Below are 12,762 nucleotides of genomic sequence, written 5' to 3'. Positions count from 1 at the left end.
TATATTTTAGTGCATCGTAGCGGAGGGAAGAATACAGCTGTAGGGTGTGAGTGGGCTACAGCTGTATCACCGCAAGAAGTTTGAGGGGGAACGAGAGGAATGTCCTTTCGCAAATGGTCTGCAAGCAGATGGATGGCTATAGGTCTGTTTGTATTTATACTTGCATTGGAGTTGTCTGCGGGCATCTATTTCAGCTATGTTCTGGGATATATGCACACAGACGCGCTCAGTCGCGTAGCTAATGCATTTTATGTGTTGTACAGCCGTGACCCGCATCTGGGCGCAATCGGATTTATCTGGAATCCACTACCTAGTCTTCTGGAAATGGTGATTCTACTGCTGTATCCAATCTTTCCGGCATTAGCTACCTATGGATTGGCTGCTGTCATTCTTAGTGCTACCTTTGCCGCTTTGACCGCTATGCTGCTGTATCGGGCTGGGGTCAGAACAGGGCTTAGCTCAGGGATGAGCATCATGCTGGCACTGCTGTATGCACTGAATCCGTTTATTTTACTGTTTGGTGCCAATGGGCTGAGCGATTCGCTATACATATATTTCATTATGATGACGGTGATTGAGTTTGCATTGTGGCTCAAGGATCGCATGACGGCAAGCCTGATTGTTTCTGGATTAGCGCTTGCCATGGCGTTCTGGACTCGCTATGAAGCGGTTCCTCTGGGCGTGGCAATGGCGGGTGGAGTGGTATTGGCGATCATGTTTCTACATCGAAACATAGGCAGACGTGAGCTGGCCTTGCGAGAAAAACTGCACAAGGTCGAGGCAACTTGGTTACTGCTTCTGCTCCCCGTGGTCTTTTCCGGGCTGTTGTGGATTTTCTTCAACTATCTCATTATGGGGAATGCTTTTTACTTCCTGAATTCGGAGTATTCGAACACAGCTCAATCGGCAGAGCTGCTGAATGATGATAAGTTTGTAGAGATTTTCTCCAATCCGCTGGTGGCCTTGAAATTTATTGCTTCCAAAACACTCTGGTATTCGGTACCGTTGTTTGCTATTCTGTTCATTCGTCTGTTGAGTGGACGCTTGTTCCGATGGGGAACACTGATTATTTTGCTGCTGTTCCTGTCAGTGCCGGGGTTGCAGTTTTTACTTATGATGAAGCAATCTTCGTATGGGTGGTTTCGTTATTTTATGTACGTGTTCCCAATTACTGTAGCTTGGTTGCCTTATGAGCTGAGCCAGCTTCAGGGACGATGGCGGAGGGCAGCCTTTGGTCTGGTGTCGGTCAGTCTGCTGCTTACCGCTGGATTACTTTCCTATGCGTTGACTCGCCCGGATATTGCACCGGATGAGAACAGCTTTCTCACACGAACGGGTAATGTGAACTATGTGAGACAGGAGTCAGATCGTAAGATTGCCGTCTGGTTGGATGAGCATCTGCCGAAGTCTACCATTATGACCGATTCGGCTTCAGCCTACACCATGATTGTCTACAGCCAATATCCCAAACGCTTCCTGATCACCAGTGATTATTCGTTCAATAAGGCATTAAGTTATCCGCAGGATAACCATGTGGATTATATCCTTGTACCTAAGATCATGTCAGGCATGCCACTGAGTAAAATCAATATGGTATACCCGAATTTATATGAAAAAGGCGCTCCTTGGGTCCAGCTTGAACGTGAGTTTAACGGTGAGTGGCGCTTGTACAAGGTGCTACCCAAGTCACTAACTAAAGCCTCTCCCTCGACGGAGACCACGACAAATCCGTAATGTGCAAAAAAATCCCCGAGCCTATCCCTTCGCCATGGTGCGATGAGGGAAGCTGCGGGGATTTTTTAACCTGTTTAGTGCTCTTTGAGTGGTAGCCACGCCAGTACATCCTGAATTTTCGCGTCCCAGTATCCCCATTCATGAGCCCCAGGACCTTCTTCGTAGGTCAGCGGAACTCCGGTAGTATTACATGTTTCACGGAAAGCCTGATTTCCCTTATATAGGAAATCCTCCGTGCCGCAGCATTGGTAAAGCCGGGGAAGCGAGGTCCCCAAGGCAGCATGACGTTGTAACAGTTCCAGCAAGTCGTGATCCGTTCCACGTATTTCATCTGGACCAAAAATGTTAAGCCACTCCGCTGGACTCATCGCATTTTGCATAGGATCGGTGCGTGATGCGTGTAAATCCATGACTCCCGAAAGGCTCGCAGCGGCTGCAAAACGCTCTGGATGCTGGAGTGCCAATTTAAAAGCACCATATCCACCCATAGAAAGCCCGGCTACAAAATTGTCTTCACGCTTGTCGGACAGAGGAAAGAATGAACGTGCCAAAGACGGCAATTCTTCACTGATAAAGGTCCAATAAGCCGCTCCTTGCTCCATATTCGTATAGAAACTCCGATGTACCTGGGGCATGACGACAGCTAGGCCCAATGAGGCGACATAGCGTTCAATGGAGGTTCGACGCAACCAGGTTGAATCATCGTCCGACAGGCCATGCAGCAAATATAGCGTCGGATGTGGCCCGGTTCCTTGCTTGCCCTCTAGTCCGATTTGCGAACGGGTTGCCTGAGGAAGAATAACATTCATGGATGTGCTCAGACCTAGAACTTCCGAATAAAACTGACATTGAATAAGAGCCATAAGAAGACCTCTTTCCTAGGGTTTTGTGACCTCATTGCGGTGTTCCAGCATATGACCGAGTATTCATTCAGTATACCTTAGCCTGTCTAAATATACATATCCAAGTGAATAACTAGGTATTAAGTCCCGTTTCTTATTTATCCTACATTAGGTGGGGGTATGGTTATATGGGACGATTTTTTTAATTTGGGGGTTATTTGGGTTTGATTTCTGGTAAAGTGTTTAAAAAAGAATGATGAATCCAATCAGAGGAGGAATTTATAGCATGGGAAAAAAGTTAAGAAACACAGTTACAGGTGTATTGAGTACAGGTCTTATTCTTAGCGCATTCAGTGCAGCGGCAGCTGCTCCCCAAACTACAAGTGGACATTGGGCAGGAGATCAGGTGCAACGCTGGTCAGCCACAGGGCAATTGGACGGGGCGGTAAAACCAGATGCGGCAATCACACGTGCAGAATTTATTGTTCTTCTGAATCGCAGCTTGGGAACGTTCACACAGGAAACTCCAGCAGTGACAGACGTAACATATGCGGGTGGTGTGAAAGTAAACGGTAATGGAAGCAGAACGTTCACAGATGTTCCAGCTTCGCACTGGGCATACAACGAGCTGACAAGTGCCGTGAATGCAGGCTACATAAGCGGCTATGCAGATAACAAGCTCAAACCAAATGGTAAGGTAACACGTCAAGAGGCTGCGGCTATCGTAGGCAAAGCTATTGGACTGACTGCGGGTAACGCAGCAGATGTTACTAAATTCATTGACTCCGACAAAATTGGGTCTTGGGCGAAGAAAAGTGTAGCGGCAGCTGCGGAGCAAAAAATCATCAACGGTTATCCGGATGGTAAATTCCAGCCACTGAAGTCGCTGACTCGTGCAGAGGCGATTGCTATTCTGGACGCTGCTTCCGGTTACAACCTGAGCTCTGTCGATAATCTGACGACGACTCCTGGTGGAACGGTGACGGACTCCACATACAGCAACGTGACAGATTCCACTTATGGTAACACGTCAACTACTTCTGGTAGCGAAACAGGAGATAGCAGCACAAGTACCAGCACAGATAGCACGACTACGGACAACTCTACAACAATAGATACCAACACAGATACAGACACAACTACGGATACGACTACAGATAGCACTACAGACACAGCTACTGACGCAGTAGCAACTACGGAAGCTCTGAAAGTCAACAATGTGTATGATGGAGAAGGTACAATTACGGGGACAGCTAAAGCAGGTTCCACAGTAACCGCCTATTCCAACGAACTGCCTATCGGTAGTGCAGTAGCCAAAGATGATGGCACATTTAGTATCAGTGTGCTTGCTCAAAAAGCAACGGTTAGGCTGGTAATCAAAGCTGAAGATGCAGACGGTAACGAAAGTGAGCCTGTAGAAATTTCTGTTTTGGGTAAACGCAGCGAGTAATTTATAGCTAAAATCCCCCTTTCACTCTGCCTGGAACAAGTCCAGCCGACAGTGGAAGGGGGATTTTTTGTTTATTCGCTTATACCGTCCTCGACAATAGATTTCTCGGGTTCACGTGTTTGTGGCTCAGACGATGTGCCACCGCCATAACTAGCTATAATGCGTTGCTGCGCTCGATACGTATCGCGGCTGATTCGGGTGCGATCTACAGTTTTTCCGTCTACCTTTTTTACCCGGAATGTTTCTACCACATACCCTTCTTTGCCTTGCCGAAGTACTTGATAGAAGCCGGGGGAAAGTGAGTCATTACGGAGTCTCTTCTCCGGTATGGGAAGTACGCGAACCGTATGGGATTCCAGTTCATACGAAACATTGGATGGAAATGTACCAAAAAATTTAACAGTAAGCGTTCGGTTTTGGACAGCGGCACGAAGCAGTAAATGCTTGCCTGTATTGTTTCTAAAACGAAAATTAATGGACCCTGTAGCAAAAGTCGCATCCTGACCTTTGGGGAGGTAGCTGACTGGCAAAGAATGGTTGCGGCGCTCAACAATGTCCAAGCCGACTCGCAGCGCTGCATTATACACCGTGCTGGATACCTGACAAATCCCGCCGCCTATGCCGGACTCCAACTGACCGTTGACGATCACTGGAGCTTCACGAAAGCCATGAGTGCGCTCAGCCTTGGCGATCAATTGACCGTAGTCGAATATGTCGCCTGGCTTAAGAATTAGACCATCAACGGTGCTTGCCGCTGAATTAACGTTATACACGCGTCCTTCCGAGCTACTGCCGAGACTGGTGGAGAACTGTACGATTTTGCGCTCAATCCCTTCGTTCCGTAGACTGTCCACCGAAATTTTCGGTTCCAGCTGACGGAAAGGTAATTCCACTCGTACGGGCTCTTCCGAAGCGGTAAAATCCTTGGGCAGCGCCTTATCTAGTGCAGCGTCCAATCTGGGCCAATCTAGGCGTCGGGCAGAGCGCCCTGGAATATAACGAACCTGATCATTCCCGTCAATCTGACGCACAGCATTGATAGGCATGCCGTATCGTTGCTCCTCCCAATCGGCTCCGAATCGGGCCCTTAATATCTCCTCCTGTCGGAAAGATATGATAGACCATTCTTTTTCGAAGCTAAAACGTGTCTGCACACGAGTCCATAGATGCTCCGAGCTGAGTGCCTTCACGGCATTCCGAAATGCCTCCGCTTTATAATGAATTCCTGCTTCCCCAAGTGTAAGTTTTATATCCTGTGCACTGCTGTCACTGTCCGTCAGAAGCAGTCGACGTTGCTTCAATGCATCCAATTTTTTATCCACCAGCTGAAGAGCGGCTGTGTGATCCATGCTTCCTACGTTCATTCCTCCGACCCTCACTCCCTCCGGCAGCGTTTGTCTGTCGGCGTACAGATGAAGTCCTCCCCACAACATGGCCAGCGCCAGAACACCAGACCATATCCAAATGACAGATAAATGAATTTTTTTCATAATGCAGATGTCTCCTGTCTGATAAGCTTGATAGCGATTCGTGTGCCATAATATTCATATATATGTGCCAAAAGCAGAAAACTTTCGGTACTATTTAGGTAACAAATTTGTTACAATGATAAACGGTATGATGAAATAGAGAAGTTTTTAAAGGAAATGCATGGAATATGTCGAATGGATATTAGGTTATGCGTAATATGATTAAGCAACGGGAAGTGATCGAGTGATTGAAATGCAGGATGTGTGGAAGACCTATACTAACGGAACCCACGCACTTCAAGGAGTATCGGTCAGAATTGACCGTAATGAATTTGTATACGTAGTCGGCCCGTCTGGAGCGGGGAAATCGACTTTTATGAAGCTTATTTATAGAGAAGAAGTACCTACCAAGGGGCAAATTTCAGTTAATGGTTTTAATATTGGGAAGCTTAAGCAGCGTAAAATTCCCTACGTTCGTCGTAACATCGGAGTCATTTTTCAGGATTTCCGGCTTTTGCCGCGTTTGACGGCTTATGAGAATGTGGCTTTTGCTATGGAAGTTATTGAAGCTCCCAAGAAGCTGATTCGCAAACGGGTACCAGAAGTGCTTGAACTGGTTGGCTTGAAAACAAAAATGAATCGTGAGCCTGCCCAGCTTTCCGGTGGGGAGCAACAGCGTGTAGCAATTGCACGGGCGATCGTGAACAATCCTTCCGTGATCATTGCCGATGAACCTACGGGAAATCTGGACCCCGAAACATCGTGGGAGATCATGCAGTTGCTGGACGAAATTAATTTTCGGGGCACGACTATTGTAATGGCGACCCACAATAAGGACATCGTGAACTCCATGCGTAAACGTGTCATTGCCATTGAAAATGGCAACATCGTAAGGGATCAGGTAAGAGGGGAGTACGGATATGACTTTTAACACCTTCTTACGTCATGTGCGGGAAGGTTTCAAAAACATATTCCGCAATGGCTGGATGTCCGTGGCATCCGTCACCTCGATTATTGTGTCATTACTTATATTGGGCGTATTTATCATGCTGGTGCTCAACGTCAATTCCCTGGCTGATCAGGCAGATAGTCAGGTGGAGGTTAACGTATTTCTGGAGCTAAATGTAGAGCAGAACATGCGTGAAACGCTGCAAAAGGAAATTGCGGCGATGCCGGAAATCAGCAAAACGACCTTTGTGACTAAAGCTCAGGGTTTGGAGGAGCTGCGCAAAGATTTGGGAGACAGCGGCAAGGAGCTGCTGGAGGGTTTTGACAAGGACAGCAATCCACTCCCGGACAAAATTGTGGTAGAGGTTATTGAACCAACAACGGTTCCATTTGTGGCCGAAAAGATTGAGAAGCTGAATACGTTGCATCCAGAGAAGCCGATTTTAAAGGTTCGTTATGGAAAAGGCACCGTAGAGACACTCTTTACAATTACGAAGCTCATTCGTAATGTAGGCTTTATATTCGTCGCCGGACTGGCGATCATGTCCATGTTCCTCATCTCGAATACGATTCGCGTGACCATATTGGCACGACGCAGAGAGATTGGCATTATGAAGCTGGTCGGTGCAACCAACTTTTTTATACGCTGGCCGTTTTTTATCGAAGGCGCGCTTATTGGTCTCATTGGTTCCCTTATTACTGTAGGTATTTTATTTACGGGCTATCAGCGTTTGCTGACTGCCGTTCAGGGCGATATAGCTCTGAATATGTTGAAGCTAATGCCACTTGAAGGCATTTGGATTCAGTTGAGTGCATTGCTGATTATTTTGGGGATGCTGGTCGGAATTGTTGGCAGTACCCTGTCCATGCGCAAGTTCTTAAAAGTATAAAGAAGCGTTGGCTGGACGTCGTGTTCGATATCAATTAGAACGGGGAAGCCCGGTGTTATTTTGCGATAAAGGATGGGGAGTGCAAGTTGAAAAAAACAGGATCTGTGTTGGCCGCTACCTTGGTAGCCGCATTGCTAATCCAGCCTTCTGACGGATATGCCAAAAGCATGAGTGAAATCAATTCGCAGCTGAACCAATTGGAAAAGCAGGCCCAATCTGCCAAGCAACAACAGAAAAAGGCTGCTCAAGATAAACAGTATGCTGAACATTACAAAAATAAAACCGTGCAAAACCTGAAAATTGTGCTTGCTCAGATTAACAGCGTCAGTGATCAGCTAACTCGTGTTGCGGTTCAGATTGATCAAACGGAAGATAATCTGCGTGCGACTAAAAAAGATTTAGCCGAGGCCATTGATCGTATCCAGTCACGGGAAAAAATGCTGGAAACCCGTGTGCGCTTGATGTATACGGATGGAACCGTCTCATATATGGACGTGCTGATGTCTTCGTCCAGTTTTAGTGACTTTCTCAGCCGGGTAGATTCCCTGAAAACGATCGTGGAGCAGGATCAAATCCTGTTGGACGAGCATAAAAAGGACAAGGCATTGGTCGTAAGCAAGAAGAAACAGCTGGACACGGAATATAAAAATGCCAAGAAGCTGTATGCGCTCAAGCAGGACGCTAAAGCAGAACTGAATTCGAAGGAAAAAGAGAAGCAAAGACTGATTTCCAATTACGATCATGATATTGCTGAGTCAGATGAAATCAGCGAAGAGCAAAATGACATGCTGGTAGCACTCGCTAACAAACGTGTGGGTCTGGTGCAGGAGAAGAACAAGCTTAGAGCGGAGCAGGCTGCCAAAGCAGCACGCGCTAGAGCGGCTGCACGTGCGGCTGAAGCCAAACGATATGCATCTTCATCCTCAGGTGCCGCCTCGAATTCAAGCCATGCGGCAGCCAGTACGTATACAGGTGGAACAGGCACGTTGGCTACACCTGTATCCCATTACCGACTTTCATCTACTTTTGGCATGCGGGTACATCCGATTACCGGTAAGCTTAAAGGCCACACAGGTGTTGATATGGCGGCTCCGCAGGGAACCGATATTCATGCAGCCGAAGATGGTGTTGTCATTGTTGCCGAATGGTGGAGTGGCTATGGAAACACAGTTGTGATTGACCATGGAGACGGACTATGGACCCTATACGGACACATTCGCAATGGCGGTACGGTGGTTCATACGGGGCAGACTGTGAAACGTGGTCAAAAAATTGCAGAAGTTGGTTCGACGGGCAATTCCACAGGACCTCACTGTCATTTTGAGGTGCGCGAAAATAACAAACCTGTAAATCCGATGAACTATTTATAGTAGATAAGGTAAGCCCTATTTATAGCCATTACGGTTGTAGATAGGGCTTTGCTGTAATGGTTAATATCCGATGAAGAACATGTGCATTGAGACACAGAGTAGGATACAATTAACATATTCCGTACAAGCTAGACGTATACTTCGTGGATGGATATGCGTTGTAAGGCAATAGGATACAAGATAATGAGAAGGCGGTGGACGATTAGATGTTGAAAAAAAGTACAGCGATACTCTTGATGGTGATCGGGCTGCTTGGCGGCAGTCTGCTCACTTTTGCCTATACTGGAACGACTACAGTAGGGAACAGCGCTCTGGGCGAAGGACTGCTGGCGAGTGTGACAGGTAGCAGTTCTACCTCCAGAAGTGATATCCGCAAAATTGAGACGGCGATGGACTTGATTCAAGGACAATATTATCAGGATGTGGATCGTACCAAGCTGGTGGATGGCGCCATCAATGGTATGATGGAGTCGCTCGGTGACCCGTATTCCTCTTATATGGGTAAAGAAACTGCACAACAATTCGAGCAATCCATAGAAGGTTCTTTTACCGGGATCGGAGCTGAAGTAGCAGCGGAAAACGGGAAAGTAGTTGTAGTCACGCCAATTAAAGGCTCCCCGGCAGAGAAGGCAGGATTACGCTCTAAGGATATTATTTTGTCTGTTAATGGTGAAACACTGGACGGATTGGATCTAAACAAGGCTGTTTCCAAAATCCGTGGACCTAAAGGCAGTCAGGCGAAAGTCAAAATTCAGCGCAGTGGCTCTCCTGATCCGCTCGAATACACGATTACCCGTGACAGCATTGATATGGAAACTGTAACGGCTCATATGGAAAGCGACGGTGTAGGCGTCATCACGATCACCCAGTTCTCCTTGAATACAGCAGAACGTTTCAAGGAAGAGTTAGCGAAGCTCGAAAAACAAGGGCTTAAAGGGCTCGTCATTGACGTGCGTAATAACCCGGGCGGCGTGCTTTCCGTAGTCATTGATATTGCACAGCAATTTGTACCTTCTGGCAAAACGATTGTACAAGTGGAAGACAAGAATCAGAAGCGTGAAGAAGAGAAATCCAAAGGTTCACGCAAAAATTATCCTGTGACTTTGCTAATGAATAAAGGTAGCGCAAGTGCGTCCGAAATTCTGGCAGGTGCTCTCCAGCAATCAGCGGGTGCCGTGTTGATTGGGGAAAATTCCTTTGGTAAAGGTACTGTACAAACCAGCTATGACAAGCAAATGGGTGACGGTAGCCTGCTCAAAATCACGATTGCCAAATGGTTAACGCCAAATGGAACGTGGATTCATAAAAAAGGGATTAAGCCGAATATCGCGGTGGAACAGCCTGAATACTTCACAGTAGCACCGCTGAACAAGGAAAAGTCCCTGAAATACAATATGAATAGCAGTGATGTGAAAAATGCACAAATCATTCTACAAGGCTTGGGTTACAACCCAGGTCGCGAGGATGGCTATTTTGACAAAGTAACTGAAAGCTCTGTTATTGCTTTTCAAAAACAAGCGAAGCTGACGGCTAGCGGCATCATTGATGCGAAGACAGCAGCAGCGATGGAAGCCAAGCTGATTGAGAAAATTCGTGATCCGAAAAATGATAATCAACTCAAGCAGGGGATTGAAGAGATTCGGAAGGAAATGAAGACAAGCGTAGCGAAATAATAGTGAGGCTACAACAAGGGGGCTGGAAACAGCCTCCTTTTATATTGGGATTTATTTGCAGTCTGTCGGTTTGTCTTCCCTACGTTGGCAATTTCATATAGAATAAATGGATATGAAATGTACGTGATCCGCTATACAGCGGGCCAGGGGCATAAGGAGTGTGAATGGACTTGGAATGGGCATTACAATGGGGATGGAGCGTCTTAAATGCTTGCTTGTACCTGCTTTTGCAGCCGTTTTATTATATCTCAATACTCATTGTAGCACTTGGTTATCGTCGGCAAATGCTGCTGGAGCGCAAGCTATTTCATACCAAAATGCATAGCTGGGCTTCACAGACCTGGCGTGTCGTATGGAGTGGTTTGCTTGCTGGAATGGCGCTATCTGCTCTGGGAATGTTCGTCAGCGTGCATCTGAACTCGGCTTCCATCGTATGCCTGTGGGTAGCGACATTACTGCTCATGCTGGTACGCGTCCGTTACCTGTGTCTCGCTTATTCGGTAGGTCTGCTAGGTGTGGTTCAATTTTTCCTAAACGTGGCCAGTGGCTGGCAACCTGGAGGAGCGCTCGGAACATCAGTAGCAGCTATCCGCGGATTGGATATTCCAGCACTGTTGGTGTTGGTCGCCGTGCTGCATGTGGCTGAGGCGCTGTTGGTTCGCTGGCAAGGGGGGAAGGCGGCCACTCCGCTGTTTGTCGAGGGCAAACGGGGAAGATTGGTTGGCGGCTATCGTATGGAAGACCTCTGGCCCATTCCGTTGTTGTTGCTGGTACCGACTCAGGGAGGATTTACGCTTCCCTGGACACCTTTGTTCGGCGGCGATGCCGGAACCGGGTATATGCTGGCAGCCTTGCCAGTCCTGATGGGCTTCAGCAGCGTGACGCTAGGCCAGCTACCACGACAGAAGGCGGTACTTACTTCGAACCGTTTGCTCCTGTATAGTGTGGCTTTACTTCTGCTGAGCTTGCTGGCTGCATGGTGGAGTCCGCTGATATTGTTAGCAGCGTTATTCTCCTTTCTGGCTCATGAGGCGCTGATCTGGTATGGTAATATAGAGGAAAGTCGTCTTAGCCCGATGTTTGTCCATCCGGAGCAAGGGATGCGTGTTCTCGCTGTGCTGCCAGACAGTCCGGCGACAGCCATGGGCATACTGCCGGGCGAGGCCATTTACCGCGTGAATGGGATTGTTGTGAATACCCGTGCCGAGTTACACCAGGCCTTGCAGATCAACTCTGCTTTTTGTAAGCTGGAGGTACGCAATCTGCAGGGCGAGAGCAAGTTTGTGCAGCGAGGCATGTACGATGGCGATCATCACCAGCTAGGGGTTGTGCTTGCACCTGATGCAGACGCGAGCTGGGCCGTATCCATACAGCCAGCCTCCATCTACCGGATTGTTGCCATGCACATAGGCGCACGCCGACGTAAAGCTGGACAGGCATCGCAGGCAGAGAAGGCACATTTGGATACCATGGACAAATAGATGTTACAACAAGAGGGTAGTCATTATTTGATTAGAGTCGAATAAGACTACGCTCTTTTTATATGCCGACAGTAGCCTGCTTGAAATCAATATTCTGATCGGTATACAATGAATATGTAATAAGAAGCGTTGATGAACCGAATGCCTATCATGTGTGTCAAGCAGGGAGAGGAAAAGATGAACGCGATCCACTTTATTCGAGAGTACATCAGGCATCCACGCAGCGTAGGCGCTGTTATACCCAGCTCAAGACAGTTGGCCAAACAAATTGCCACACCGATTTACTTTGACAAAGCATCGTGCATTATTGAATATGGTGCAGGAACCGGTGTGTTTACGCAAGAGCTTATTTTGAACAAGCGTCCAGAAACGCTACTTTTAGTGATTGAAGCTAATGAATCGTTTTACAAAACGCTACAAAGCAAGTACGGACACTTGGAGAGGGTACACATTATTCATGGATCGGCTGAGCATGTAGCTCAGTATATACGACAGTATGAGGTCCCAAAAGTGGATTATGTCGTGTCAGGGCTCCCTTTCACCAGCTTGCCCGCTGCATTATCCAGCCTCATTTTGGGACAAACGGCTGAGGTTTTGGGCCAGGAAGGCAAATTTATTACGTTCCAGTACAGCAAGGTCAAACACAATTTTTTTCGCACCTTTTTTGCTGACATTCAGATTAAAAAGGTAAACTGCAATGTCCCGCCCGCTTATGTGTTCACTTGCAGCCTGTAACTTTGCAGCTATGTAGAGGATTAGAATAAATACGAATGTGAATATACGGATGATTATGAGAAGACTTGGTCAGCGTCATTGAGATGCTGAAACGGTCTTTTTTTGTTGTACACTTTCATAGATATATAAGAAGGGGATATGTTAAAAAGCAAAATTCATTTAAGGAATCA

At 47.2% G+C, this 12,762-nt stretch carries 10 protein-coding genes; 8 read left to right on the top strand and 2 right to left on the bottom strand.

Translation table 11 applies throughout. The features are described from left to right. The first annotated feature begins 99 nt into the window (after nucleotides 1-99). Nucleotides 100-1,734 carry a glycosyltransferase family protein gene (locus AOU00_RS09995; RefSeq protein WP_069290518.1) on the top strand — a complete coding sequence of 545 codons (1,635 nt, stop codon included), beginning with the start codon at nucleotides 100-102 and terminating at the stop codon, nucleotides 1,732-1,734. 74 nt (nucleotides 1,735-1,808) lie between these two features. On the opposite strand, the gene AOU00_RS09990 is transcribed toward AOU00_RS09995, so the two are convergent. Then, nucleotides 1,809-2,597 carry an alpha/beta hydrolase gene (locus AOU00_RS09990; protein ID WP_069290517.1) on the bottom strand — a complete coding sequence of 263 codons (789 nt, stop codon included), beginning with the start codon at nucleotides 2,595-2,597 and terminating at the stop codon, nucleotides 1,809-1,811. Nucleotides 2,598-2,862: 265 nt separating this feature from the next. Here AOU00_RS09990 and AOU00_RS09985 point away from each other — a divergent pair, with 265 nt between their 5' ends. Further along, a complete protein-coding gene (locus tag AOU00_RS09985; RefSeq protein ID WP_069290516.1) occupies nucleotides 2,863-4,026 on the top strand; it encodes an S-layer homology domain-containing protein in 1,164 nt (387 codons plus the stop codon). A 71-nt stretch (nucleotides 4,027-4,097) separates the two neighbouring features. Here AOU00_RS09985 and AOU00_RS09980 read toward each other — a convergent pair whose 3' ends face one another. Next, nucleotides 4,098-5,516, bottom strand: a complete 1,419-nt coding sequence (locus AOU00_RS09980) for a VanW family protein (RefSeq protein WP_069290515.1) — start codon at nucleotides 5,514-5,516, stop codon at nucleotides 4,098-4,100. Between the two features lie 223 nt (nucleotides 5,517-5,739). Between AOU00_RS09980 and ftsE the strand changes: the two genes are divergently transcribed. The 6 genes from ftsE to AOU00_RS09950 all read left to right on the top strand — a co-directional run bounded on the left by ftsE (nucleotide 5,740) and on the right by AOU00_RS09950 (nucleotide 12,592). Then, nucleotides 5,740-6,426 carry a cell division ATP-binding protein FtsE gene (gene ftsE, locus AOU00_RS09975; protein WP_023990620.1) on the top strand — a complete coding sequence of 229 codons (687 nt, stop codon included), beginning with the start codon at nucleotides 5,740-5,742 and terminating at the stop codon, nucleotides 6,424-6,426. Then, entirely contained in the window at nucleotides 6,416-7,333 is a 918-nt protein-coding gene (ftsX, locus tag AOU00_RS09970) for a permease-like cell division protein FtsX (protein WP_013312238.1), read from the top strand. Before ftsE ends, ftsX begins: the two co-directional genes overlap by 11 nt. An 86-nt stretch (nucleotides 7,334-7,419) precedes the next feature. Further along, nucleotides 7,420-8,703, top strand: coding sequence for a M23 family metallopeptidase (locus tag AOU00_RS09965; RefSeq protein ID WP_069290514.1), 1,284 nt, complete (start codon nucleotides 7,420-7,422; stop codon nucleotides 8,701-8,703). 206 nt (nucleotides 8,704-8,909) lie between these two features. After that, the gene (locus AOU00_RS09960; RefSeq protein ID WP_069290513.1) at nucleotides 8,910-10,376 is read left to right on the top strand and encodes a S41 family peptidase; all 1,467 of its coding nucleotides are present in this window, start codon (nucleotides 8,910-8,912) and stop codon (nucleotides 10,374-10,376) included. A gap of 164 nt (nucleotides 10,377-10,540) precedes the next feature. Beyond that, nucleotides 10,541-11,857, top strand: coding sequence for a PDZ domain-containing protein (locus AOU00_RS09955; RefSeq protein ID WP_069290512.1), 1,317 nt, complete (start codon nucleotides 10,541-10,543; stop codon nucleotides 11,855-11,857). 177 nt (nucleotides 11,858-12,034) lie between these two features. Further along, nucleotides 12,035-12,592, top strand: coding sequence for a class I SAM-dependent methyltransferase (locus AOU00_RS09950; protein WP_023990616.1), 558 nt, complete (start codon nucleotides 12,035-12,037; stop codon nucleotides 12,590-12,592). Nucleotides 12,593-12,762 lie beyond the last annotated feature (170 nt).

This window comes from Paenibacillus polymyxa (genome assembly GCF_001719045.1).
In the GTDB taxonomy this organism is placed as follows: Bacteria; Bacillota; Bacilli; order Paenibacillales; family Paenibacillaceae; genus Paenibacillus; species Paenibacillus polymyxa_B.
The sequence above is the reverse complement of the archived record's forward strand: the minus strand, read 5'-3'. Positions and strand labels throughout refer to the sequence as shown.